Source organism: Paenarthrobacter sp. RAF54_2 (assembly GCF_052113945.1).
Classification (GTDB): Bacteria; Actinomycetota; Actinomycetes; order Actinomycetales; family Micrococcaceae; genus Arthrobacter.
Genome location: NZ_JBFRDV010000033.1, coordinates 1 through 24083, shown reverse-complemented (window position 1 = coordinate 24083; position 24083 = coordinate 1). Strand labels below are relative to the sequence as shown.

Sequence of the window (24083 nt, the reverse complement as noted above, 5' to 3'; positions counted from 1 at the left end):
GGGTGAGCCTACCAACCAGCGCGTTACGGCGGGAGACGCGTTATTCAAGCGAAGCGGGCAACGACGTCACTGGGGTTCGCTTGGGTCGCTAGGGTGGCTAGGTGGCGAAACTATTGGCAGACATCACCCCGATCAAGGAGAGCGTGGCCTTCCGGCGGCTTTGGCTTGGGGCTTCGGTGGCTGCCATCGGTACCCAGCTCACGTTGGTGGCCGTCAGCCTGGAGGTTTACCGTCTGACCCAGGAGAGCTTCTATGTAGGCCTTCTGGGTATCTTCGCGCTGGTCCCGCTGGTCATCACCGGACTATACGGCGGCTCTATCTCCGATGCCTACGATCGCCGCAAAGTAGCGCTGATCGCATCACTGGTGCTTTGGGCCAGCACCGCCGGCTTGGCACTGCAGGCGTGGCTGGAGATCGGCAACATCTGGATCCTTTACGCGTTGGTTGCCATCCAAAGTGGTGCACAAGGCATCAACGGTCCCGCCCGAAGCGCCATCATTCCGCTCCTTGTCCGGAAGGACCTGCTCCCAGCGGCGAACGCCTTGAGCATGCTGACGTTCGGCCTGTCCATGACCGCCGGGCCACTCCTGGCGGGCGTGCTGGTGGCCACGATCGGTTTCGGATGGACTTACACGATCGATGTCATCAGTTTCACCTTTGCCCTGTGGGGCCTCGCCAAACTCCCGCCGCTGCCTCCGTCAAAGGATGCGGTCCGGCCCGGGCTTCGCTCCGTAGTGGAGGGCTTCCGGTTCCTAGGTACGCGGCCCAATGTCCGGATGACCTTCATCATTGACCTCATCGCCATGATGTGCGCCCAACCCCGTGCCCTGATGCCTGCAATTGGGGCAGTCATGATTGGCGGCGGCGAGACAACGGTGGGCGTGCTGTTGGCATCCACCGCCGTGGGCGCCTTCTTGGCTGGCTTGTTTTCCGGTCCCCTCGGCAGGGTGCGGCGCCAGGGCAGCGCAGTGGTGTGGTCGGTGGTCGGGTGGGGCGCCTCGATTGCAGGCTTTGGAGTGGTGGTGTTGCTGGCTGGAGATTCGGGCCGCGAGGGGGTAACGCCCTGGCTCCTTCCTGCTGCCCTGTGTTGTGCGCTGGCGGGGATTTCGGATTCTGTCAGCGCTGTCTTCCGCACCACCATCCTCCAGTCCGCCACGCCCGATCACTTGCGCGGACGGCTGCAGGGAGTGTTCATCGTGGTGGTCGCCGGAGGTCCCCGCGTGGGAGACATGCTGGCTGGCGGGGTGACACAATTCCTCAGCGAAGGCGGAGTGCTGCTGATGGGCGGGATCGTCTGCATTGTCTTGGCTTGGCTGGCATCGCGCCTGCAGCCGAGGTTCGTCGCGTACGATGCGAAGCATCCGGTGCCGTAGCCAGCGGGCCTCTGGCAGGACAGGGCGGTACAGGTACAAAAGGTCGACGGCGGCCCAAAGGATCGACGTCAGCGCAAAGATCGACGCTGGCCCAAAAGATCGACGCCAGCCCAGGCGTGCCAGCTACGGAACACGGCGACCGCCGTCGGCGTTAATCGGTAAAGAGTTAATCCGTACACAACCATTCACGAGCCAAAGAAAGTGAAAGAACAACCGTGCACAAACACAACAATGGACTCAAGACCGCAGCACTTTTCGGTGTGCTGTGGGCGGTGCTGTTGGGTTTGGGCGCCATTATCGGGGCCGGCACGCGCAGCACCACGCCCATCTGGATCTTTGCCCTGATCGGGGTAGCCACCACCGCCTACGGCTACTGGAACAGCGACAAGATCGCCATCCGCTCCATGGCCGCCTATCCCGTCACCGAAGCCCAAGCCCCACAGCTGTACCAGATTGTCCGGGAGCTTTCCGTGCGGGCCAACAAGCCCATGCCGCGGATTTACCTCTCGCCCACCATGACGCCCAACGCCTTCGCTACCGGCCGCAGTCCCAAGAACGCCGCGGTCTGCTGCACCGAGGGAATCCTGCATGTCCTTGATGCCCGCGAGCTCCGGGGTGTCCTGGGCCATGAGCTCATGCACGTGTACAACCGAGACATCCTGACGTCGTCCGTAGCTGCCGCCGTTGCGGGCGTGATCACGTCCGTGGGGCAGATGTTGTTGTTCTTCGGCGGAGGGGACCGGCGCAACGCCAACCCCATCGCGATGATCGCCATGGCCCTGCTGGCGCCGTTCGCGGCCTCCCTGATCCAAATGGCGATCTCCCGCACCCGCGAGTACGACGCCGATGAGGACGGGGCCGAGCTGACCGGCGATCCGCTGGCGCTCGCCTCAGCCCTACGTAAGATCGAATCTGGTGTCTCCCAACTTCCGCTCCCGCAGGATCAAAGGTTCGTGAATGCTTCCCACCTCATGATCGCGAACCCGTTCCGTGGCGGTGGCATGCGGCGCCTGTTCTCTACACACCCGCCCATGAAGGAACGCATCACCAGGCTTGAGCGCATGGCCGGCCGGCCGCTTTCCTAAGGACGCCGCTTTCCTAAGGCCTAAAACGTCGTGAACCCGCTGTCCCGTTGCTGGGCCAACAACGGAATAGCGGGTTCACGACGGAATAGAGGAATCAGCCGAAAAGTCCTTCGCCGATGAAGGCGCCCTGCTGGATGCCCGGAGGCACGGCAAAAAGCCCAGAGCCCGTGTGTTTCAGGTATTCGACGGACAAGGTATCGCCCTTGGCCAGAGCCATCTGCATGGGAACGTAGTGGGTCCGCGGATCCTTGACAAACGCGATGAAGAACAGCCCTGCGTCCAAGTGCCCGAGCCCGTCTGAGCCATCCGTGAAGTTGTAGCCGCGGCGAAGCATCCGCACACCCCCGTTCTGGTCCGGGTGGGCCAGACGGACGTGCGAGTCCAAGGGGATGAGTGGATCACCATTGCGGCCAGCGAGCTTGAAATCGGGCGCCGTGAACTCTTCGCCACCGGACAGCGGCGCTCCCACGCCCTTCGTCCGCCCGATCAGGCCTTCCTGCTCGCGCAGCGACGTCCTGTCCCAAATCTCGATGTGCATCTGGATCCTGCGCGCCACAAGATAGCTGCCGCCCCTCATCCACTCTTCGTTCGACGACGCTGGAGAACCTACCCACACGTGCTCCTCAAGGAGGGCGTTGTCCTCAACCTTGAGGTTGTTGGTGCCGTCCTTGAAGCCGAAGAGGTTGCGGGGCGTCACCTGCGCCCGGGACGTGGATGACGTGCGGCCAAAGCCCAATTGCGACCAGCGGACCCGCACCTTTCCGAAGCCGATGCGGGCAAGGTTACGGATGGCGTGTACAGCCACTTGGGGATCGTCGGCGCATGCCTGGACCACGATGTCGCCTCCGGTGCGGCCCGGTTGAAGGTCGTCGCCCGGGAAATGTGGGAGGTCGATCAAGGCTTCGGGCCTGCGTCCGTCCAAGCCAAAGCGCACCTTGCCATTTTTCTCAAACAGCCCTGCGCCGAAACCGAAGGTCAGAGTCAGTTTCGCCGCAGCGAGGTCCAACGCCTCACCGGTGTCTTCCGGCGGGGCGTCGTAAGGACCATCGACGGCGCCAGTCGCGCCTGTGCTGCGGCCTGCCGTCATGGCCTCAGCCGCAGCGGTCCAATCCTTCAGGAGCTTGATCAGCTCTTTCCGGTCCTCGGTGGTGACATCAAAGGCAGCCATGTGAAGGCGGTCCTGGGCCGGAGTCGTGATGCCGGCTTGGTGCTCGCCGAAAAAGGGAACAACAGCATCCCCTGTGTCGGATTCCGCGGCCGACGCAGCACCGGCCGCGACCACGTCGTGGCCCAGGAAACCGGCGGCGATGCCAGCCACTGCGCCTGCGCCGCCCACTCCGGCAAGGGAAAGGAGGCCGCGGCGGGACAGTCGGGAGGTGCCAGCGGTAGCTGACGCACCGCCGTCGGACGTCGCTTCGGAACCTACGACGCCGGTCGCCTCGCCTGGGCGCGGGGAATCGTTCACATCCAGTGGCTGTCCGGCACCTGGAGTTTCGGGGGCTTCGCCGGTGTGCCCGTAGGGGCAGCCGCTCACAGCACGACGGCCGAGGTGAGCTTGGACAGCGGTTCGCCCAAGGAATCGACCAGCGCGGCGAGCTGCTGGATTTGATCCTGGCTCAACTCGTTGTAGTAGGAGAAGCCATCGCCCTTGGCGTGCTTCTTCAGCTCGGTTTGGAGGGCTGTGAACTTCTCGTCCAGGGACTTGGCAAGCTCGGCGTCTTTTTGCTCCAAGGCCGGCTTCAGGCTCTCGAAGGCGATGCGGGCGCCGTCCACGTTGGCCTGGAAATCCCAGAGGTCGGTGTGGGACCAGATCTCTTCCTCGCCCGTCACCTTACCGGTAGCAACCTCATCGAGGAGTTCCTTGGCGCCGTTGCCCAGCTTGTCTGCCGTCAACTCCACCGTGCGGGTACGCGTTGCGAGGTCCGCAGTATCTGCAACCAACTGAGCGGAAATCGCGGTTCGTTCGGCCGGCGTCATGGCGGTGTAGTCCGCTGGCGGGAACAAATCCTTCTCGGCGCGGTGCCAGCCGGTCCACTCCTGGCCAAGCTCGAGATCGGCCTCGCGCGCATCCAGCTTGGGGTCGAGATCGCCAAACGACTCGGCAACGGGCTCGATCCGCTCCCAGTGCATACGGGTCGCCGCATAGAGTTCACGGGCCTTGGCGGCGTCACCGGCTGCGAAGGCATCTGCAAAGGCCTTGGTGCCTGTGACGAGTTGCTCCGTTTGGTCCTTGACGTAAGCGGCGTACTGTTGGGAGCCGGTCTCAAGCAGCTTTTGGAAGTCAGCATCTGCGCTTGGCTTGTTTCCGGATTCCGTGACCTCGAACGAAGCCCGGATGCCGTCGCCCTGCATACCCGGCTTGCAGGCGGTGTTGTACTTGCCTGCAGGAGCCGTGAGCACCAGGTTCCGCGTAATTCCAGGCCCGATGGTCTCCACTTCACCGATGATCCGCAAACCGTCCTCGGCCAGCAGGTAGAACTCGGTGACTTCAGTGCCTTCGTTCTTCACGGCAAACGTCAGGTTGCCGCTGGGCGCAGTGCCTGTGGAGACCTTGCATTCATTAGCGGTGCTGCTGACCTGGATCGGCCCATCCGTGGCCGCCGTGGTTTTCGCATTGTCAGTGCAGCCCGCCAGAACCATGGGGACGGCGGCGGCCGCGCCGATGACGGTGAGGGTCCTGCGAAGCTTCGGGGAAGTGGACGTGGACAGGAACGTGCCAAGCATGGGGGTCCTTTGTGTTGGGGGAAGGCGCGGGGTGCGAGGGCCTGCGCGTCGAGTTGGAGAGGCTCTGGGTTCTTACTGCTGCAGGGCGACTGCCGGGTTCGCGGCGGGCGTCTTCACTGCTGCCGCCGGAGGTTGGGAGCGGTTGGTCCGGATGTACAGGAACAGGACAGGGATGACATACAGCAGCCAGGCTGCGGCTTCCAGCCAGGTGGTGGCGGGGGAGAAGTTTAGTGTCCCCTTCAGCAGGGTCCCGTACCAGGACGACGGCGGAACGGCGGCTGAGAGGTCGAAGGCCAGGTTATGCAGGCCCGGAAGGATGCCGGCTTCCTGGAGATCGTGGATGCCATAGGCAAGGACGCCTCCGGCGATGATGATGAGTCCCACTCCCGTCCAGGTAAAGAAGCGGCCCAAGTTCACCTTGAGGACGCCACGGTGGAGCAAGTATCCGAGTCCGGCAGCGGTCAGAAGGCCAAGCAGGGCGCCAAGGAGTGGGAACGTGGTTTCGCCGGTCGCTTGCGCTGCGGCCCAAATGAAGAGTGCGGTTTCGAGTCCTTCACGGCCCACAGCCAGTGCGGCAACCAGCGCAAGGCCCCATGCGGCGCCGTCGGCCGCTTTGTCCACGTGGGACCTGAGGTCGCTTCCGAGGCTGCGGGCGGTGCGCGCCATCCAGAAGACCATCCAGGTCACGAGTCCTACGGCAACAATGGACAACCCTCCGCCTATGGCTTCCTGGGCTTCGAAGGTGAGGCCCCGCGGGCCGAAAGTAAGAAGGGCGCCGAAAGCGAGGGAGATGGCAATGGCAATCCCGACTCCGGCCCAGAGCCGGGGGAGCAAGGACTGCCGGCCGGTCTTGATGAGGTAGGCCATCAGGAGAACCACGATGAGCGAGGCCTCGAGGCCTTCACGCAGGCCTATCAGGAAGTTGGCGGTCATGTGCGTTTCTTTCACTCAGGGGAGCCATACTTAGGCTTGCCTAATGAAGAAGAATACTGCCATGGGGTGATTACGCAAAAACTTTGTGCCCTAATGTCTGCGGCCATTACGACAATCGATGTAGCCAGGCCATAAAAAACCGGGATCCAGCGCCCTGAGCGGCGCCGGACCCCGGCTTTTATGACGCTGGTGGTGCAGCGTGGGCAGTCAGCTGCGGAAGTTTACGAACTGCAGGTCTGCCTCTTCGAACTTCTTGAGGATGTTCATGGTTTCCTGCAGGTCATCGCGGGACTTGGAGGTGACGCGAAGCTCGTCGCCCTGAATCTGGGACTTGACGGACTTGGGAGCTTCGTCGCGGATGATCTTGTTGATCTTCTTGGCGATGTCCTGCGCGATGCCCTCCTTGATGGTGCACTCAAGCCGGAATTCCTTGCCGGAGGGGTAAGGCTCGCCCTGGTCCAGGGACTTCAGGGAGATGCCACGCTTGATGAGCTTGGACTGGAAGACGTCCAGGACGGCGAGGACACGATCCTCTGAGTTGGCCTTCATCAGGATCTTTTCACCGCTGAAGTCAATCTCCGCGCCGACTCCCTTGAAGTCGTATCGCTGCGCGATTTCCTTCTGGGACTGGTTGAGCGCGTTGGCGACCTCTTGCTTGTCTACCTTGCTGACGACGTCGAATGTTGATTCGCCTGCCATGACTCTCCTTAGGTTGGGGGCCCGGTAAGGGCGGTTTGTCTGCCATCCAGCCTAGTACGGAAGGCGCGGGATGGGGCCGTGGATAACTTTCACAGTTCGCTCACAGCACATGCTTGGTTGGAACCGAGGTGGATGTTTGAGAGTTGTACCAGTTGGAAGAGCCCACCCCCGGAGGTAAGCATGAGCCACAAGGCCGTCCACTACGTCACAAAATCCGCATCCGCGGCAGCTGGTTCGATCGGGACTGCAGCGGCAGCCGCGGCGAGCGCGGTGGCAGCGGTGACCGTGGCGGCGTCGATCGTCCTGAGCCCGGTGCCGGATGCGGCTGCGAGAATGGACGGGGTGCACGCCGATTTGCTGCGGGCGGTGGAGCTCAACCAAATCACGGCCGAGCAAGCAGAAAAGTTTGAAGCGAAACTGGCTGGCCGGATCCTCGGAGAAGCCTGAAATACCGGCCATTCCGGCGTGTCCGCCCTCGATTAGATTCTTGGCCGGAAGTTCTGTAAGGTTATCTCTGCCTTCGGTTACCGGATCGAAAAGAAACGGTCTCCGGAAGTGATCTTCTTTTGAAGTTTGGCAGATTACCCGAGCGGCCAAAGGGGGCTGACTGTAAATCAGCTGGCAACGCCTACGGGGGTTCGAATCCCTCATCTGCCACCCAAAGGGAAATCCCCGGAACCAACAGGTTCCGGGGATTTTTCGCGTTCGGAGGTGCACGCGTTCGGAGTGCAGCGACCAGGGAACCCGCGACTCCCGCTCTTGTTCGCTGTACTCACAAATGAGCGCCTAAGTCGGGGGCAGCAGGCCTCACTCACGGCCCTCTTGGTCTCCCGAACCAGCGCACCGCCGCGGAATCGGCCGGCGTCGGGGCTTCCGCTCTCCGGCGCTGGCTGTGACAGCCGGAGTTTCAGGACGAGTACAGGCGGCTGTCCCGGGAGGCGCACCGGCAGGCAGTGAGCGAGCCGRCCCTCTCGGCCCAACAGGAGGCTGTGGCGGTTCTGGCAGGGCTGATGGGCAGCAGGTCCGCTGGCGTGCGCCTACGGGCAGGGTCCAAGCTCCTCGATCTGGGGTACCGGGTGAAACCTCACCTGGGACCGCATGGTGACCGCCGGTGAGCGGGATTCAATATCCGACAGCTCATGACAGATCCCAAGTACGGCGGCTTTGGATGGAGCGAGGTGAAGCACCCGAAAGCACTGCAGCTATACCGAATGTGCGCTGCCCGGGGGTGGCTGGAAGATCCTTCGTACGCTCTGGATGGAAAGATGACGCCATGACTGAGGAACAGAATATTTACGTCTTCGTAGCCTCCAAGCGTGTGGGACAAGGTGAGGTCAAGGCCCGGCAGATCCGTGCGCTGTCCCAGCTGGAGTTTCGTCGAATCGATGCTGCTATCAAGGCCGTCGAACAGTACCTAACGGGCTTTGATGCTTATATCTGGCGTGGGCTGGAGGATCTGCATAGGACTGTGGAAAAGGTCAGAACCCAATGGGCGGAAGGTGGGACCGACCTTGATGCGGGACCTCTGATGAGTGAACTGGAATTCCGCGTTATCAACGTTTGCGCAGTGGTCAAGATGTATGCCGAACATGTCATCGTGTTGCTGGGCCAGACGTACGGGGAGGAATCGACTGAACGAGACGAGGTGAAGAAAAAACTCTCCCAACTCTACGATTCGAGCTTGCCGTACAGGGTGAGCAACCACCTGAGAAATGCGCTGGTCCACGGATCGCCGCGTGAGCTATTGTCCACGAACGTCGTAACCAGAATTAAGGATTCAGGCGAGATCGTGACAACGGTGGAGGTCCTACTATCCCGAGAAGGTTTCCGCAGGCACGCCCAGAACGCCAAGGTTCGCAATGAAGTAGTCGCCTTACCTGAGGAGTTGGAGTTGATTTCTACCGTGACGGACGCTGCCACGGGGCTAGTGGCGCTCCACGGTGAGATTATGCATCTGCTGAGCCCCGAGGTAGTCCTCGCCTTAGAGATGTTGGCTGGGCTTTTCATTGAGGCCCGGGAAGTTCTTGAGGAAGGGGAATGGGTGGGGTTCCTTGAGCTTTCCCCTATTGCCGTCGGCATGCGGCAGATGCGGCCGCTAATGTTCCCCGAGAGCGTATCCAAATTTGTGTATCAGTACCTAAGCGAAGGATCCCGCTGACTGCTGGGGGTTTGTTGAGGAAAAGGCGTTTGTTGGGGATAAAAGCTGACAACTAGAGCGGCTTGCTCCGGTGTGAACCCCTTGAAAGCAAGGCGCGCTGGGTCACTACTGATAACAGCTGATGACTGGGCTGTGACAAGGTGCACAAGGCCCAACAGCTGGGGCCTTGTCTCTCATGGAACGCGGTCTACCACGAGGCGGGCACGCCAAAGCCGGCAACCTTGTTACAGGCAACACCTCAGCGCCGCCGATCACACCGCCGGCAACTGGGTTATCGCGACCGGAATCGAGTCCCCGACCGTTGTAGGCACCAATGTCGGATAGTTCTGGCGTGGCCAATTGGGGAGGCTCCCTACGCACAACTCGGCGGCCTCCCTGCATAGCGGCTACGCTCCAGGTGCTGGCCTACTCTCGGTTGGTCCAGCAGGCCAGGGCCCAGACACCGACCGCACCAGGTCCCCAATGAAGCTAGCCTCGACGGTCGACAGGTCCAGCATCTGATTGGCGATGGCAAGCAGATCGTCTGAGGTTTGTGTTTCTACGGGCTTGCCCAGAGGTTTGAGGTCGGCGCGCCAGTACTGACCATCATCGTCGTTGCCGATCCACACGGAGTGAAGGATACGACCTCTGCTGTTGTAGACAGTTCGAACTCGGCCCGACCAGTCCTTCACCCTTCGCTGCAACTCGGGATCCTGCACGCGGACTGGGACCAGCTCATTTATCAGTGAGAGCATCCGGTCCATATTGTTGGGAACAACGATGCGGGCGATAGCCTGTTCGACGCCGGCAAGACCCCACGTCACGATCGCTACAACTGCCTCCAGTTGTGCGGACTGCTGAGCCACCTCACCGATTGCAGCCCTGAAATTCGTTGCGCTATTCATCTGCCCCATCCTAGGGGTTCCATAAGACCGGCTTTCTTCCCCTCACTTAACGAAGCCCTCATCCTGCTGAGGGTGGGAGCCTTTCGTGCGTTGAGGCTCAGGGTGGTCTCGGCTAAGAAAGAAATCCGCCTTGGTAACGGGTCAGCAGGCAGTCTTGTATTTGGTGCACAGGTTGCGGCTAGCGGAGGTGGCTGTGGCGGCCGCCTTGCCCATGTCGGCACCATCCGGACCAGCCATGCCTGCGATGTCAAACCAGTGCTTGCCTTCAGCGACGAGGGAGCATGCAGCGCCGCCGGGCTTAAGGAGGATCTCGTCAGATGGGACACCGCCCCGCCAGAACTTCTTAAGGCCGGTCGGGTACTTAGACCGGGCGCGACTGGTCGGGGCGACGCTGGCTGCTGGTGAGGGCGCCGCCAAGAGCGGTGCTATTCGCTATCAGCTCAAGCCTGATCAGTTCTCTGACTGTCCACTAGTGAGGAGCAAGGGAAACTTTCTTAGGGAATATGGGTAGGACTCGCCTTACGTAGGGAAAATGACTCCCTATTAGCCTTTTTAGATCGCTTTTGAATCATGACAGACAATCCAACTCTTAAAGGTGACGCCACAGCCTGGCAAGTGGCCGAGTACCTGCACCACCACCCGGACACGATCCGTATCATGGCCCGATGTGGGGAGTTCCCCAACGCGTACAAAGCAGGTACAGGCTCCCGGAACTCCCCCGCCCGGATCCCATGGTCCGGCGTGGAGAAGGGGCGGAAGAAGCAGCCGAGGGTGAACAGTTGAGTAAGACCCGGACCCCGCAGTCAAGGAAACTTGCTGAATATCCCAGACACCAGCCAGTTACGCGCACCGGATCCTGGAACGCTGGCGGCAGCGACGCCTGGGGCTCACCGATCGGCGAGAAAAGCCGGCTGTTGGGAACCACCAAGGGTGTCATCACCAACGGCACCCTTGGCTTTGGCCTGCCCGTCGTGGAATCCTGACCCTGACCGTGGCGGCATGGGGCGCTCGGCGGATACGGACAGAGGAAACATGGGCTCCAACGATTTTGTTTCACACATCTACTTGCAGTCCAACGACTGGCCTGAAGATTATCGCGAGGACGCGATCAGCAAGATCGCCATTCACTCTGAGAGGCGCATAGCCAGGGTTGTCGGGGAAAAAGACGTCCTGTGGGCGACAGGATCAGTCAAACGCACAGAGGACCGGGGCGTGAGCCTGTCGGCTGTAGTCTTCACAGACGCCTTCGTCGTGACAGATAGCGTCTCAGCGGTCGCAAATGGTGGCGTGCCTAGAGGTGGGGCCACGCGGGTTATCCCTTGGACCGAACTTTCGGGACTTACGCTCCACGAATTCCATGAACCGGGCTACGGCTCCCAAGTAGAGTCTGCGCAATTCACGGTCACATTCGGAGACGAGTCGAGCTTCTTGATTACAGACAGCAAATACGAGGGCAGGGCAGCGGGCCTGGTCTTCCTTGATTTTGTGCTGGCCAAGCTGGCGTCCAAGTAAGGCCGGTAATGGATGGTGGAGATTGGGTCGCGGCCGGTGCCGCGGTTGTTGCGGTCATCGCGTTGGTTTTCACGGCACTGCAGGCTAGATCTGCGAAGATCCAAGCCCAGGCGGCAAGGGATCAGGTGGAGATCGGCAAGCGCCAAGCGGAGATGCAGGAGCAGCTCAATCGCGACCAGCAACAACCGTACGTGTGGGTGGACTATCGGGTTGATCCCGTCTCATATTGGCTGGTCGATCTAGTCATCAAGAATGAGGGGCCGACAACAGCCCGGAATGTTCGGATAACCTTTGATCCAATGGTTGGGCGGGCCAAGAACCTCTCTGACATGGATCTTGCGGGTCTTCCGGGCTTTGTGGACGGCTTCTCAGCAATCCCGCCTGGTCGGGAGATGCGCTGGAGTCTCGGTTCGCACACTGACCTCTATGACCAGCGTGTGCTGACCAGACATAAAGTGAGGATCTCATTTGACGGTCCATTCGGTCCTGTGGAGCCCTACGCTTACACGCTTGCCTACGACGACATGAAGTTTGCAGCGCTCAGAGATCCCGGCCACATAGGACAGGTGGCGAAGGAACTCAAGGAGATTAAGCGTTACGTCGAAAAGGGCGTTCAAGCGGTCCGTGATCTGTCGCCTGATGAAGAGTAGGTGATCACCTCGTGAGCACAGACCTTGGATTTTGCCCAGATACGTGAGGGCACTTGCTCGCCGCTCACGCGCCTGATTTCCCAAGATCTTGCACCGCAGGACAGCGCGAAATGTGCCTGGTCAGGCTGTGACAACTGTAAATCAGCTGGCAACGCCTACGGGGGTTCGAATCCCTCATCGGCCACCCAAAGGGAAATCCCCGGAACCAACAGGTTCCGGGGATTTTTCGCGTTCGAGGGTGCACACGTCCGGAGCGCAGGGGCCAGGGCCGCTAACCCGGATAACCCAGTTCAGGGAACCCATGCCTCCCGCTCTTGTTTGCTGAACTCACCGTTGTGCGGCGGGGAATTCGAACGACTCCGGGAATTCTCAGCTGGCTTGCGACTCCGTCCCAGTCCCACGCCTGACCGCCCCGCTCTCCCGAAGCTCCGCGATCTCACGCCTGAGCGCTGCAATTTCAGTGACAAGGTCTGCCAATTCAGCGCGGACAGGTTCTTCGGCGGCTGCTGCCTTGTTTTCCGCGGCCGCCGCAACATCCTCCGCGTTTTCCTCGATTCGTTGCACCAACCACGAGGCAATAGAGGCCGTCACAATACCCAGGACCGCAATCCCGCTCATCATGAGCGCTGCCGCCACGATCCTGCCGATGGGGGTGACGGGATAGAGGTCTCCGTAGCCAACTGTGGTGATGGTGGTTATGGCCCACCATGCGGCGTCTCCGAACGTCAGGATCTTGGCGTCCGGCGCATTCTGCTCCACGTCAAGCACTGCAAGGGCGCCGATGAGCACCAACATCGCCGCCGAGCCGGCAACGTATGTCGCAACGCGTCCGCGCAGGGTCTCTCCCACAGTGCGTTGCAGTACGGACAGGAGCGTGACCAGCCGAAGAAGGCGGAGTGGCCGGAAGAAGGGGAGCACCACGATGAGGAGTTCATGCAGGTTCCAGATGAACCATCGCCTTCGATCCTCGGCCAGCCAAAGGTTGGCAACGTAGTCCAGCGCAAATATCCCCCAGGTAATCCAGAGGATTATTTCGAAGGGGAGGCCGGCCGCGCCGTCCACGCGTCCTATAACCTGCCAGGCATATGCGGAGAGGAAAATCAGTGCGGTCGCCATGAGGGGCCATTCGACGAGGTCCCGGTATCGCGCTTGGGTCATACGGGAATCCTAGTCACAGCAGCAACCCCTGCCGCTGAAAAACGAATCAGACGGAGGGAGTCTCCAGCCAGTATCCGTCCATGTGGTGAACCAGCTGCCGGCCCAGACCGCCTTTGAGCTGCACCCAGAGTGTGCTGCGGTCATCGGTCATGCCGTCGATGCTTCCTTCGATGCGATTGCCCCGGGCGTCCCGGAGTACGACGTCCTGATGGCGGGCGAGGTCAGGCCAGACGTCAGCGTGCGGCTTGGTGCTTTGCAAAGTGCTCAAGGGGTCTCCCTGGTGATGAGTCGATGTTTCCGGGTTTCAGATATTGTGCACGGGATGGATGAACTGGCGGTAAACGTTTGTGCAATCGTTGGACATAAAGCGATGGATGTACTAACGCCGTTGGCAACACCGCGTCCACTATGCGGTCTGCCTATTCCCAGTGAAGTTACTCGCGGGTAACATTGCTCGCATGCATTTGCTTCTCCGCACCCTCATGCTGCTGTTCACCTCATCCAAGCGTTCACCCTTGGGTGCTTGGGAAACGTCCTCGCTGCCCCTGCGCGTTCTGCCGACGGACATCGACATCGCGATGCACGTGAACAACGGTATGTATTTCTCCTTGATGGACCTCGGCCGTTTCGACCTCATGGTTCGCAGCGGTATCTGGAAAAAGATGCGCCGACGCGGCTGGAGTCCCGTGGCTGCCGGAGAGACCATCGCTTTCCGCAAGTCATTGCAACTCTGGCAGCGCTACACCATCGAAACGCGCATCATCGGACTGGACACCAAAGCCATCTACTTTGAGCAGCGCATGGTGGTGGACGGTGAGATCTACGCTCGCGCACACATCGCAACCCGCTTGGTCAACAAGGGAAAGCCGGTAACGCAGGAGGAGATCATTGCTGAGTTCGGTGAGCCACCGGCTGACTTGGAATTGCCGGAGTGGATCCATGAGTGGCGCGAAAACAATGCGCTCCCTGGAGCCCGCCGGCCAGCTCCGCATGTGTGGGCTTAGGGGAACTCAAACACCTACGTCCCGCCGCTGAAGTGCAAGCGCGCCCAGGACGATCAGCGCCGCGGAAATACCCAGCAAGCCTGAAGCGGCTCCCCAATCAGCGCCGTTCGTTACGGGTGAATTGCCGTACGCCCAGTGGTACGGCGAAAGGTTCAGCAGCCAGTCGACGTCGGGACTTTGCCTCCCAACAGCGTTGAAGACATAGCCGAGGACGGCCACGGCGGCACCCGCCGCAATCGCATAAACCTTCCGTCCCGTCAGCGCACCTACGCACAGCGCCGCTGTTCCGCTCAGCAGTGCCAAAGCGGCAAACAGCACTACCGCACCGAAGAGATGCCCGACGTCGATGTCCAGTTTCGAGGGCCCGTTCAGCACCAGCACCAGCAGGAAGACCAAGGCTGAGAGGATCGCGACGCGGACCACGAGTGCCAGGGCGCGTTCAAGGACGACCTGGATTCGGGTCACGCTATGGGCCAAGGTCAATTCCAGCAGCCCCGACTCCTCGTCCCCGCCGACTGCCGCCGCGCCCCAACCGACGGAGGCCATGGACATCAGCAGGAAACCGATCAACCCGAAAAGGGTGGCCTGGGTATAGCCAGGTCCGGTGGCGATCTGGTCATAGTTCAGGGCCTTGGTCATCTCCTGGGGGAGTGCGTCGATCATTTGCTGCATTTGCGCGCTGCCGCCGATGGACGGATACAGCGGCAGGTACAGCATGATCGCGGCCGTTAGTCCCAAGGCCCATGCGAGAGTGGACCGCCACGAGTCAGTCAAGGCTTTCGTGAAGAGGGGGAGGAACTTAGACATGGTGTGCTCCTTCCGTGTGGCTCAGGGACTTGTGTCCATTTCCATTTCGTCCGTTTCCGCCGTGTCCGTTTCCGTTGCCCGCATAGTGCCCCGTGTAGAGAGTCAGCACGGCTTCCTCCAAATCCGGCTCCTCCAGGACGAGGTCCGTGAGGTTTAATCGGGCCAGCTCCTGCACCAATGGCTGGACCTGCCCCGAGAGCGTCGCCGTTGCTTCGACGGCGGCTTCCGCTGCGCTGTCACCAGGAAGCTCCCGCAGCACAACGTTGGCGACGCCGGGCACCCGCGCCAGCAGCGCCCCGACGTCGTGCGTTTCTGCGCCCGCCGCGTTGAACCGCAACTGCCGTACGGCCGCGTTCCTCAAGGCCTCAACAGTGGAGATGGTCACGATGCCGCCGTCGCGGAGGATGGCTACGGCGTCGGCGGCCTGCTGGACCTCGCTCAGCACGTGTGAGCTGAGGAAGACCGTGGCGCCATCGTCCGCCACTTCGCGGACCAGTGAATGGAATTCCTGTTGGACCAGGGGATCCAGGCCGCTGGTTGGTTCATCGAGCACCAGGAGCTCGGGGCGGTGCATGAACGCCTGCAGGAGGCCGAGCTTCTGCTTATTCCCTTTGGAGAGCTTGCGGGTCTGCCGGTCCAAATCCAGGTCCAGCCGTTCTGCCAACTCGTTGACATATTTGGGCTGTACCGGGCCGCTGATGGCCTCGAAGTGTTCGAGCATGCGGCGGCCCGTGGTTCGGTTCTCCAAGTGGAGTTCACCGGGGAGGTAACCGATCCTGCGGCGCAGCCCGATTCCGGCGCGGCGCGGATCCTGGCCCAAGACTGAAATGGTCCCCGCGCTTGGCCGGATGATATCCAGCAGGCAGCGCATGGTGGTGGTTTTGCCCGCCCCGTTCGGTCCAATGACGCCGAAGACCGTTCCCGGTTCAACGGCGAAATCGAGTCCGTGGAGGACCTCGCGCTGGCCGAACTTCTTGCGCAACCCCTCGACGACGATTGCCTGGGTCACGGGGCATGCTCCCTTCCTTGGTTGATGGTGTCCTGCTGCAGGGCGTCGCGGGCCGAGTCCAGGAACCGCGAATCCGTATAGAAACCGTTGGTGTAGATGTCCAGCGCAGGCACGGTCAATTGCCGCAGCAGTTCCGGTCCTATGCCGTGCGGTTCGGCTACATCTGCACCCAGCGCCCGTGAGAGGTGCCTGCCCAGCATGAGCATTGAGAGGCTGTTTGATGCAACGACGACGGCGGTGGACCGGACGTCGTCGAAGTCGCGGATGGTGCCGGCAGCGATTCCGGCCTCGATGATGTCCTGCGTCTGGCGCACCACGGCGTCGAAGAATGCGTCGCCGGCCTCGGATTCGTCACCCAGGGAGCGGCGAATGTAGGCGATCTCGTTGGCGTACTGGTCCGGGTGGTTGAGGTAGTCCTGGATCAATTGGCGTGCGGTGCCTGGATCTGTTTTCTCCCTGCCCTGGCTGGCTGTCTGCGCGAGGACATGCTGGTCGCATGCTTCGCGCAGACCTGCCTTGCTGCCGAAATGGTGGATTACGAGTCCGGGGCTGACCCCAGCGGCAGAGGCGACCGCGCGGACGGTAGCAGGGCCGAAACCATCGCGGCCGAACAGTCCAATGGCGGCGTCACGGATGCGTGCACGGGTGGTTAAGTCCTCTGCGGTTAAACGCATGTTTCATACACTAAACACTTGTTCAATCGCTGGCAAGAGGCGTCTAGCGGACCAAGTTGTTAGGAGTCCCTGACCGGGCCTCGGTGCAAGGCAAAGGTAGATCTCGTTGCGGATCCGATTTAGTAGACCAGACCGGGGATGGTCCAGAGTCCCGTCCATGGATTCGTCAGCGTTCAATGCCCGCAGGAGCGAGGGGATGGAGGCCGGCGCGCAGCTGCGATGCAAGACCGTAGGGCTGATATAGCGGACCTCATGGCCAACATAGTCGCTGCAAGAGTCCATCTCGCTAAGGCCAGGAGGGTCTAGGAAACGCCAGGGAACGACCCATGTCGGAAGAACGCGTTAGTGGCCCCGGCTGGCTTTGTTTTCGACACCTCAGGGGTATTTTGGCCAACAATCTGGAGCCCAACGACTTCGACCTGAATCACTCCGCGACCTTTGGCGTGACAACCAGAAATACTCAATAAAGTCAGCAGGGAGTGTAATACTAGGGGCACGCAAAGAAGGATGGGGATTACCGATGACTGCAATGGTCGTAGACTTCAAGACACACGAAGACCTACTCATGGAACGTGAAGCGCTCATTCAGCGGTCCGGAATGCATCTCTCCGAACTCATAGCCGGGGCTGAGGACTACAGCTTGACGGTTGAGCAGTACGCCATATTCGAAGCGATTGCTGATATCAACTATCTTCTCGGTGAGTAGTCCTGCCCAACGCAAACGCGAGCACCGGGCCAATGTTGAGAACAAGGCTGGCCAGTTTGCGGCCCAAGTGAATCACACCCTGAAGGCATTCCTGGGCTGCGAAGAAGACCTTATGCACGTTGATGCTTCAGAGAACCGGGTCGTCGTCAAAACGATCAGTGGTGCAGGTCTGACACTCGAGGTAGAAGGCAAACCCGTCTTTCGGCTCGGCGCTAAGTACTACTGCGAACTGAACGAGGCGAATACATACCTTGCTGTCGAGCAAAGTATTTTCACTATCTTCCACTTCGACCGGACAGAGCCCATACTCCGTTATGACTTCATCCGAGAACCAAAAAGCGATGTGCCTTCCGCGCACATCAACATGCACACGGACTCTGAGGCATTGACCAAAGCCATGGAAGATGCCGGCAAGAACAAACGAACCGAGCGCCGACGGGCAAGTGGCGCACCAGCGAAAGCCTCTCAACTGCATCTCCCATTGGGTGGCCCACGCTTTCGTCCGGCACTAGAAGATGTACTCGAGATGTTGGTTGTAGAGTTCGCAATTGACCGTGCTATAGGGTGGGGCGAGTCACTGCGGGAGGGCCGTTCCTTATGGCGCGATACTCAACTTCGCGCAGCTGTAGCGGATAATGCCGGGGCCGCTGTCGAAGCCCTTGAAGAGCTGGGCTTTATGGTGTCCTGGCCGGGACCGGCGAGTGAAAAGCCACCATTGCGGAAGCAGAAACTTGAGCAGTTCTAAGTTAGGGCTCGGTCGGTGGCGCGTCCATGGTAGGGGGAACAGCCTGCGACCTGAGGACGTGTCGCACCAATCTGCACGCATGCGGCTGCCCGCAGGGATCTGAAAGGTCCCGGACCGTTAACGCAGCATGGAGGTCGTTAGAGGCGTACCTGATGATCCCCATTTGCGAATGTGAGTGGTTGATTCCTCTCCCGAGTTACATCCGGCGCCAGGAGCTGGACCCGCGCCTGAGAGCTCTCGCGACCCAAACGAACCCGGTCGGGGCAAGCAAATTGACGCGTAGAGAGCATGGCGCGTCGCCGGAAGGCACCCGCCGGTACTGCAGGGCCAGCGAGGTATGCCCGGTTTCTTGGCAGAAGTCGCCGACGAGGGTTCCATGCTTGTTGGGTCAGGTGCCCGGCATCTGGATGATGCCCAGTTGCTGCATCAGCGCGAGGTCGTCGCGATCGGACCAATGCTCCACGATCCTGCCGTCCTGAATTCTGTGGATGGCCACGGCGGTTTCGTCCAGTTGGGCGCCTGTAGCAGGCAGCGGACCGGGCAGCTCGCCTTCGTGTCGACCATGGGCGGTCAGCCTGGTAACCACCTTGTCGCCTTCGCAGATCTGATCTTCAATAACATGATGTCCCGGCGTGGCCTGGAGGAAAATGCGGAACGCCTCCTTCAGTCCCTCCCGTCCAGCCGAGAGCCCGGGGAAAGGAGGGTGATGGTCCAGGTAGTCTTCAGCAACCAGATCGTCCATCGCTTCGATGTTGCCGGCATCGATCGCTTCGTAGAAGCGCCTAACCAGCGCTTTGTTATCCTCAGGCTCCACGTTCATTCCCTTCATTGAATGCGTGGCTGCCGGGCAAGAACTGGTCGGGCAAGAACTGGTCAGGGCAGGCAACGCAACCCGTCCCCAAGTCACCATGGGAGGCCAGTCTAGGACGAAGGATCCGGCGATGACAGGGGTTCCCGTGACTCAGCGGAACGATGCCCGCCGGCCGGGGAACATAACGATGTGACACCAAACGCTGCGTCGTCGCTGCCTGAAGTGCCGCCGTCGAAGATACTGGCTTGACTGTCTTCGTGGGGGAGCAGTGACGGGGCCCTTGGGTCCGAAGATGCAGGGGTAGATAAGTGGGTTGTGCGGGGTCGGCTTCGTGGTCGAAGAAAAGCAAAATCGCCCGGTCAGCGGCGGCGCTGCTGTTGGTCCTTGGCCTGCTTGGAACAGTGGTACCGGCGCAAGCGGTCCCGTCGGCGAGCATCAAGTTTCAGACTTCCACTCCTCCCGTCACAGGCGCCATCGGGCAGCTTTACAGCACCAGCACTTGGGCCCGAAGCGTTCTGATCCGGCCCACGGCAGCGGAGGAATGCTCCAGCACCGGTTGCGTGCAACGGTTCGTCGGTGGCGATATCGCTTGGTCTGCCCGTACGGGAGCCCGTGTGGTGGTCAATGGGCCGGTCCGCACCGCATGGTGGGACGCCAATGGTCCTGCTGGCTATCACGGCTATCCCACGACAGACACTGTAAGCGGCCTGCGCAATGGGGGTTCCAAGCAACTCTTCGAACGGGGAGCCATCAGTTTCTCGGCAGCTACTGGTGCCCAACGCACAACGGGGTCCATCCACTTGGCATGGGGGAGAACGGGTTTTGAGGCTGGTTTCCTCGGGTACCCTGCTGGCAGCGAACGCACAGGACTGCCCGACGGCGGTGCCTACCAGGTCTTCGAGCGCGGCTTTATTGTGTGGTCCCCGGCGACTGGGGCACATCCCTCCATGGGCGCCATACGTGAGCGCTGGCGCCAATCCGGGCTGGAAAGCGGCGAGTTTGGCTATCCCACTACAGATGAAGCGACCGGACTGCGTAATGGCGGCTCATCACAGCAGTACCAGCACGGAACCATGATCTGGTCCCCCGCCACCGGAGCGAGGGCCCTGACGGGAGCCATCCGTGGCTACTGGTCCGCGACGGGAGGCCAGAACGGTGCCTTGGGATATCCGGTCAGCGAGGAATACCGGCAAAACGACTTCGTCTACCAACTCTTCCAGGGCGGCACGGTCTACTGGTCGGCGGCCACTGGTGCGCATTCAACCACCCATGGCGACGTCCACAACCGCTACGTCTCCCTGGGTGGAGCTGCCGGCCAATTGGGCTTGCCCCTCACGGACAAGCTTCCGCGGGCCGGGGGTCTGGTGCAGCAGTTCGTCAACGGTTGGCTTGTTTGGGGGCCTGCAACGGGAGCGCGGATTGTGGGGCACCCCACGTATAAAGTGTGGTCCATCAATCCGGGCGAGTTCGGCTGGCCGGTGCGCGATACCTGGTCCGATGCCCGGGGCTCCCACGTCGCCTTCCAAAAGTTGGAAACTATCTGGAACGATTCCACCCAGGAGCTGTATTCAGCCGAAGCAGTGGACGCCTCCACCGTGGTTTTCCTTGGCGATTCGCAGCTGGACCTTGATTCCTGGGGTGAACAGGGCGCCCGCGCCGCTGGCTATACCCGCCAGGTGGTCCGAAGCATCGGTGGCATCGGATACGTCTCGGGGAGCCCCGCCGTCGGTGGCAATTCAGCGACGGATGCCGTGCTCCTGGACCGGATCCTTTTGCCCCAAGGAAACCCCGGACTGGTGGTGGTGACTCTTGGTGGAAACGACGCCCGGATTTTTGCCACCGATGCAGCGATCTTGTCCCAGGCCAACCGGCTGTGGGATGAACTGCGCCGCAAATATCCCCGCAGCACGATCCTTATCACTGGTGTTCTTTCGCGCTACGACGTCAGCCATTTCCAGCGGCGATGGGTGGACGGGCTCCTGACCCGGGAAGCTGCTGTCCGGGGCTGGCCACGCATCTCGATGGCCGGGACCGCGACTATCGCCGGAGCTACCTGGAATTATCTTGATGACGTCCACTTAAACCAGACCGGACACAACAAGGTGGCCCCGCTCTACGCATCCGCGCTCAAGTACGTCCTGGGCAGGTAGCCGTTTATTCCCGGTGACGCGGGAAGCGAACAACGCCCCTCTCCACGGGACTTAGCGAGCGGGGTCGCGTACCGTGGAATCATGGCTACAGTTGACATCACTGGAGAACAGTTCGCATCGACCATCGAGGGCAATGACATTGTCCTGGTGGATTTCTGGGCTGCCTGGTGCGCCCCGTGCCGCCAGTTTGCGCCCACCTATGGGGCAGCTTCGGAGAAGCACCCGGACGTGGTCTTCGCGAAGGTAGACACCGAGGCTGAGCAGCAGCTCGCCGCCGAAGCCGGGATTACGTCCATCCCGACGCTCATGGCTTTCCGCGAGAAAGTGCTTGTCTTCTCGCAGCCGGGTGCCCTCAACGGCCCGCAGCTGGAGCAGGTCATCGAGGCCGTGAAGGGCTTGGACATGGAAGAAGTCCACGCCCACGTGGCCAAGGCGCGTGCCGAGGCCCAGGAAAGCTAGACTCGCCCGGCGAAACCGCCGGAACAGCATCGAGGTCGCCGGAAAATTCCGGCGACCTCGATGCTTTAAGGTGTTCCCGCAGTCTTGCGGCGATTTCGCTGAGCTGGTGTGGGGAGCTGAGCCAGTGCTGGGAGAGGCTAGAGCCGTTCGAGCTTGACCGGCTCAGCCAGCAAGGCGCTGAGGGACTCGTTCAGGTCCTGCACGGCAATGCCCTTGGAGTGCTTCTCCAGAGCCGCTTCCGATTCCCAGCGCTCTGTGAGCACCAGCTTCTCCTCAGTGGCTTCGGTCAGTTCATAACGGATGCAGCCGGGCTCGTTGACGACCTCGTCGATCGCGATTTCCAGGGCGAGCTTCACGCGGAAGAATTCGCCGTCGTTGGGGATGAACGTGGCCTGCAGGTCGATGGGTGCACTCATGGATCCAACCCTACCGGGAGGACACGGAGCCGATTGTCCACTTTACGGTTCTGTTGCGCGCACTGACTTGGTAGCGTTCGGTCATGTTGTCCTACACCGCCGGAGACACTGACGTCCCGCTGCTCGAAGAGACCATCGGTGCCAATTTTGAACGCATCGCAGCGCAGTTTCCACTCAGGGACGCGCTCATAGAAGCCGCTGCCACACCTGGCGGGGACGCCCGTCGGTGGAGTTACGAAAAGCTTAACGACGACGTCGATCACCTCGCCCGCGCGCTCCTCGCCGTCGGTGTGGAGAAAGGCGAGCGCATCGGCATCTGGAGCCCGAACTGTGCTGAGTGGACCATCCTGCAGTACGCCACGGCAAAGATCGGGGCCGTGCTCGTCAATGTCAACCCGGCTTATCGCCGGCATGAACTGGAGTTCGTGGTCAAGCAGAACGGCATGCGGATGCTGGTGACTGCCCCCTCGGACAAGAACAGTGATTACGTGGTTATGGCCAGGGAAACTGCAGGCACGTGCCCCGAACTCAGGGAGATCGTCTTCCTCCCCGGAGAATCGGTTGCGGGGCTCACCCCGGGTGTCCCCGAGGCCGGCCACGAACTGACGTATGCCGAGCTCCTGACCCGGGCGGACGGCGTCGGGCCTTCTGCAGTACGGGACCGTATGGCTGAACTGGATCCGCACGATCCCATCAACCTTCAATACACATCAGGCACCACGGGCTTCCCGAAGGGTGCGACCCTCACCCACCACAACATCCTCAACAACGGCCACTCGATCGGCCGCCTCCTGGGCTATACGGAACATGACCGCGTGGTGATTCCGGTGCCGTTCTACCACTGCTTCGGAATGGTAATCGGGAACCTGAATGCCCTGAGTTTCGGGGCGGCAACCATCATCCCAAGCAGGGGATTCAGCCCAGCGGCGGCGTTGGAAGCCGTGCAGGACTTTGGCGGCACGTCGCTTTATGGCGTGCCCACCATGTTCATCGCCGAACTCGCGCTGCCCGACTTCGCCACGTTCGATCTCTCCACGCTCAGGACGGGTGTCATGGCGGGGTCGTTGTGTCCCATTGAGGTGATGCGCCGGGTCATTGATGAGATGCACATGGTGGATGTGGCTATTTGTTATGGCATGACTGAGACGTCGCCGGTGTCCACCATGACACGGGCGGGGGACACTTTGGAGCACCGGACCAGCACAGTGGGCAGCACCATGCCGCACCTTGAGAGCCGGATCGTGGATCCGGGTACGGGTGAAGTGGTGGAGCGCGGCGTCATCGGTGAGCTGTGCACGCGTGGCTACGCGGTGATGCAGGGCTATTGGGGCCAGCCGGATAAGACCGCCGAGGCCATTGACGCAGAGGGCTGGATGCACACGGGCGACCTCGCCCGCATGGACGAGGACGGGTATCTGGTGATCGAAGGCCGGATCAAGGACATGGTGATCCGTGGTGGCGAGAACATTTATCCCCGCGAGATTGAGGAGTTCCTGTATCTCCATCCGTCTATCCAGGACGTGCAGGTGATCGGCGTTCCGGACGCCAAATACGGCGAGGAACTCATGGCCTGCATCATCCTCAAATCGGGGACGGAAACCCTGACCGCCGAGGACATCGCCGAGTACTGCAGTGGCAAGCTGGCGCACTACAAGATTCCGAAATACGTGGATGTCCGCGAGAGCTTCCCGATGACCGTCTCGGGCAAAGTTCGGAAGGTGGACATGCGCCAGGAAGCGGTCTCCCGCCTCCACCTCTAAAGCAACGCGGGGATCCTTCTATGGTTGTCAAGCGTGGCAAGGGCCGGGGTTTGGGGCGTTGAGGGTTCGGTAGATCCGCCGGGCGAGGTAGCGTTTCACGCACCGGCGGATCTCCTTTGTGGTTCGTCCCTCGGCTTTGCGTTTGCGGACGTAGTCGACGGTGGCGGGGTCGAAGGTCATCCGGCTCAGGGCGACCATGTGCAGGGCTTTGTTCAGTGTTCTGTCACCGCCGCGGTTGAGTCTGTGCCTGACGGTGTTACCGGATGAGGCAGGAATGGGGTTGACTCCGGCCAGGGAGGCGAATGCCGCTTCGGAGCGGACCCGTCCGTGGTGGGACCATGCGGTCAGGCAGATGGCGGCGGTGAC

28 protein-coding genes and 1 tRNA gene are annotated in these 24083 nt (G+C 61.2%); 15 read left to right on the top strand and 14 right to left on the bottom strand.

Features of this window, described 5'->3' with window-relative positions; genetic code table 11:
* Positions 1–101: 101 nt before the first annotated feature.
* Together AB4Y87_RS23520 and htpX are read left to right on the top strand one after the other, a co-directional pair.
* Positions 102–1373 (top strand): MFS transporter, encoded by a 1272-nt coding sequence (locus AB4Y87_RS23520; protein ID WP_442006657.1) that lies wholly within the window; start codon positions 102–104, stop codon positions 1371–1373.
* A gap of 215 nt (positions 1374–1588) precedes the next feature.
* Positions 1589–2458 (top strand): zinc metalloprotease HtpX, encoded by an 870-nt coding sequence (gene htpX / locus AB4Y87_RS23515; protein ID WP_442006656.1) that lies wholly within the window; start codon positions 1589–1591, stop codon positions 2456–2458.
* A 94-nt stretch (positions 2459–2552) separates the two neighbouring features.
* Here the strand turns inward: htpX and efeB are convergent, their stop codons facing one another.
* The 4 genes from efeB to AB4Y87_RS23495 form a co-directional block, all read right to left on the bottom strand.
* Complete coding sequence (gene efeB, locus AB4Y87_RS23510; RefSeq protein ID WP_442006655.1) at positions 2553–3923, bottom strand: iron uptake transporter deferrochelatase/peroxidase subunit; 1371 nt, start codon at positions 3921–3923, stop codon at positions 2553–2555.
* Between the two features lie 65 nt (positions 3924–3988).
* Positions 3989–5182, bottom strand: coding sequence for an iron uptake system protein EfeO (efeO, locus tag AB4Y87_RS23505; protein WP_442006654.1), 1194 nt, complete (start codon positions 5180–5182; stop codon positions 3989–3991).
* Positions 5183–5254: 72 nt separating this feature from the next.
* Positions 5255–6115 (bottom strand): iron uptake transporter permease EfeU, encoded by an 861-nt coding sequence (gene efeU, locus AB4Y87_RS23500; protein ID WP_442006653.1) that lies wholly within the window; start codon positions 6113–6115, stop codon positions 5255–5257.
* 207 nt (positions 6116–6322) lie between these two features.
* Positions 6323–6814, bottom strand: a complete 492-nt coding sequence (locus AB4Y87_RS23495) for a YajQ family cyclic di-GMP-binding protein (protein ID WP_018776783.1) — start codon at positions 6812–6814, stop codon at positions 6323–6325.
* A gap of 180 nt (positions 6815–6994) precedes the next feature.
* Between AB4Y87_RS23495 and AB4Y87_RS23490 the strand changes: the two genes are divergently transcribed.
* The 3 genes from AB4Y87_RS23490 (at position 6995) to AB4Y87_RS23480 (ending at position 8972) form a co-directional block, all read left to right on the top strand.
* Positions 6995–7261: a hypothetical protein gene (locus AB4Y87_RS23490; protein ID WP_442006652.1), complete on the top strand. Its 267-nt coding sequence runs from the start codon at positions 6995–6997 to the stop codon at positions 7259–7261.
* A gap of 128 nt (positions 7262–7389) precedes the next feature.
* A tRNA-Tyr gene (locus AB4Y87_RS23485) sits at positions 7390–7471 on the top strand.
* Positions 7472–8087: 616 nt separating this feature from the next.
* Entirely contained in the window at positions 8088–8972 is an 885-nt protein-coding gene (locus AB4Y87_RS23480; protein ID WP_442006651.1) for a hypothetical protein, read from the top strand.
* A gap of 386 nt (positions 8973–9358) precedes the next feature.
* On the opposite strand, the gene AB4Y87_RS23475 is transcribed toward AB4Y87_RS23480, so the two are convergent.
* On the bottom strand, positions 9359–9856 hold the full coding sequence (locus tag AB4Y87_RS23475; RefSeq protein ID WP_442006650.1) for a hypothetical protein: 498 nt from the start codon (positions 9854–9856) through the stop codon (positions 9359–9361).
* A 141-nt stretch (positions 9857–9997) separates the two neighbouring features.
* Positions 9998–10273, bottom strand: coding sequence for a hypothetical protein (locus tag AB4Y87_RS23470; RefSeq protein ID WP_442006649.1), 276 nt, complete (start codon positions 10271–10273; stop codon positions 9998–10000).
* Positions 10274–10426: 153 nt separating this feature from the next.
* On the opposite strand from AB4Y87_RS23470, the gene AB4Y87_RS23465 reads away from it, so the two are divergent.
* From AB4Y87_RS23465 to AB4Y87_RS23450, 4 genes are read left to right on the top strand one after another with little or no spacing between them, the layout of a single operon-like run.
* Positions 10427–10639 (top strand): hypothetical protein, encoded by a 213-nt coding sequence (locus AB4Y87_RS23465; protein WP_442006648.1) that lies wholly within the window; start codon positions 10427–10429, stop codon positions 10637–10639.
* Positions 10636–10839: a hypothetical protein gene (locus AB4Y87_RS23460; protein WP_442006647.1), complete on the top strand. Its 204-nt coding sequence runs from the start codon at positions 10636–10638 to the stop codon at positions 10837–10839. Before AB4Y87_RS23465 ends, AB4Y87_RS23460 begins: the two co-directional genes overlap by 4 nt.
* A gap of 49 nt (positions 10840–10888) precedes the next feature.
* Positions 10889–11368 (top strand): hypothetical protein, encoded by a 480-nt coding sequence (locus AB4Y87_RS23455; RefSeq protein ID WP_442006646.1) that lies wholly within the window; start codon positions 10889–10891, stop codon positions 11366–11368.
* Positions 11369–11376: 8 nt separating this feature from the next.
* The gene (locus AB4Y87_RS23450; RefSeq protein ID WP_442006645.1) at positions 11377–12018 is read left to right on the top strand and encodes a hypothetical protein; all 642 of its coding nucleotides are present in this window, start codon (positions 11377–11379) and stop codon (positions 12016–12018) included.
* Between the two features lie 369 nt (positions 12019–12387).
* Here AB4Y87_RS23450 and AB4Y87_RS23445 read toward each other — a convergent pair whose 3' ends face one another.
* Together AB4Y87_RS23445 and AB4Y87_RS23440 are read right to left on the bottom strand one after the other, a co-directional pair.
* A complete protein-coding gene (locus tag AB4Y87_RS23445) occupies positions 12388–13176 on the bottom strand; it encodes a potassium channel family protein (RefSeq protein WP_442006644.1) in 789 nt (262 codons plus the stop codon).
* A gap of 46 nt (positions 13177–13222) precedes the next feature.
* Positions 13223–13444, bottom strand: a complete 222-nt coding sequence (locus AB4Y87_RS23440; protein ID WP_442006643.1) for a hypothetical protein — start codon at positions 13442–13444, stop codon at positions 13223–13225.
* A 190-nt stretch (positions 13445–13634) separates the two neighbouring features.
* On the opposite strand from AB4Y87_RS23440, the gene AB4Y87_RS23435 reads away from it, so the two are divergent.
* Positions 13635–14180, top strand: a complete 546-nt coding sequence (locus AB4Y87_RS23435; RefSeq protein ID WP_442006642.1) for an acyl-CoA thioesterase — start codon at positions 13635–13637, stop codon at positions 14178–14180.
* Positions 14181–14186: 6 nt separating this feature from the next.
* On the opposite strand, the gene AB4Y87_RS23430 is transcribed toward AB4Y87_RS23435, so the two are convergent.
* From AB4Y87_RS23430 to AB4Y87_RS23420, 3 genes are read right to left on the bottom strand one after another with little or no spacing between them, the layout of a single operon-like run.
* On the bottom strand, positions 14187–14987 hold the full coding sequence (locus tag AB4Y87_RS23430) for an ABC transporter permease subunit (protein WP_442006641.1): 801 nt from the start codon (positions 14985–14987) through the stop codon (positions 14187–14189).
* The gene (locus AB4Y87_RS23425; RefSeq protein WP_442006640.1) at positions 14980–15996 is read right to left on the bottom strand and encodes an ABC transporter ATP-binding protein; all 1017 of its coding nucleotides are present in this window, start codon (positions 15994–15996) and stop codon (positions 14980–14982) included. The genes AB4Y87_RS23430 and AB4Y87_RS23425 overlap by 8 nt, the downstream gene beginning before the upstream one ends.
* Positions 15993–16670, bottom strand: coding sequence for a TetR family transcriptional regulator (locus tag AB4Y87_RS23420; RefSeq protein ID WP_442006639.1), 678 nt, complete (start codon positions 16668–16670; stop codon positions 15993–15995). The genes AB4Y87_RS23425 and AB4Y87_RS23420 overlap by 4 nt, the downstream gene beginning before the upstream one ends.
* Positions 16671–17190: 520 nt before the next feature.
* On the opposite strand from AB4Y87_RS23420, the gene AB4Y87_RS23415 reads away from it, so the two are divergent.
* Both AB4Y87_RS23415 and AB4Y87_RS23410 read left to right on the top strand, forming a co-directional pair.
* Positions 17191–17376 (top strand): hypothetical protein, encoded by a 186-nt coding sequence (locus tag AB4Y87_RS23415; RefSeq protein ID WP_442006638.1) that lies wholly within the window; start codon positions 17191–17193, stop codon positions 17374–17376.
* 67 nt (positions 17377–17443) lie between these two features.
* Positions 17444–18121 carry a hypothetical protein gene (locus tag AB4Y87_RS23410; RefSeq protein WP_442006637.1) on the top strand — a complete coding sequence of 226 codons (678 nt, stop codon included), beginning with the start codon at positions 17444–17446 and terminating at the stop codon, positions 18119–18121.
* Positions 18122–18509: 388 nt separating this feature from the next.
* Here the strand turns inward: AB4Y87_RS23410 and AB4Y87_RS23405 are convergent, their stop codons facing one another.
* A complete protein-coding gene (locus AB4Y87_RS23405) occupies positions 18510–18950 on the bottom strand; it encodes an ester cyclase (RefSeq protein WP_442006636.1) in 441 nt (146 codons plus the stop codon).
* 290 nt (positions 18951–19240) lie between these two features.
* Between AB4Y87_RS23405 and AB4Y87_RS23400 the strand changes: the two genes are divergently transcribed.
* Both AB4Y87_RS23400 and AB4Y87_RS23395 read left to right on the top strand, forming a co-directional pair.
* A complete protein-coding gene (locus AB4Y87_RS23400; protein ID WP_442006635.1) occupies positions 19241–21082 on the top strand; it encodes a GDSL-type esterase/lipase family protein in 1842 nt (613 codons plus the stop codon).
* Positions 21083–21163: 81 nt separating this feature from the next.
* Positions 21164–21541, top strand: coding sequence for a thioredoxin family protein (locus AB4Y87_RS23395; protein WP_223946614.1), 378 nt, complete (start codon positions 21164–21166; stop codon positions 21539–21541).
* A 137-nt stretch (positions 21542–21678) separates the two neighbouring features.
* On the opposite strand, the gene AB4Y87_RS23390 is transcribed toward AB4Y87_RS23395, so the two are convergent.
* On the bottom strand, positions 21679–21957 hold the full coding sequence (locus AB4Y87_RS23390) for a putative quinol monooxygenase (RefSeq protein WP_442006634.1): 279 nt from the start codon (positions 21955–21957) through the stop codon (positions 21679–21681).
* Positions 21958–22040: 83 nt separating this feature from the next.
* On the opposite strand from AB4Y87_RS23390, the gene AB4Y87_RS23385 reads away from it, so the two are divergent.
* Positions 22041–23717: an AMP-binding protein gene (locus tag AB4Y87_RS23385; protein ID WP_442006633.1), complete on the top strand. Its 1677-nt coding sequence runs from the start codon at positions 22041–22043 to the stop codon at positions 23715–23717.
* A 27-nt stretch (positions 23718–23744) separates the two neighbouring features.
* Here the strand turns inward: AB4Y87_RS23385 and AB4Y87_RS23380 are convergent.
* Positions 23745–24083 (bottom strand): transposase (locus tag AB4Y87_RS23380; protein ID WP_442006632.1); only part of this gene is annotated, 339 nt, incomplete at its 5' end.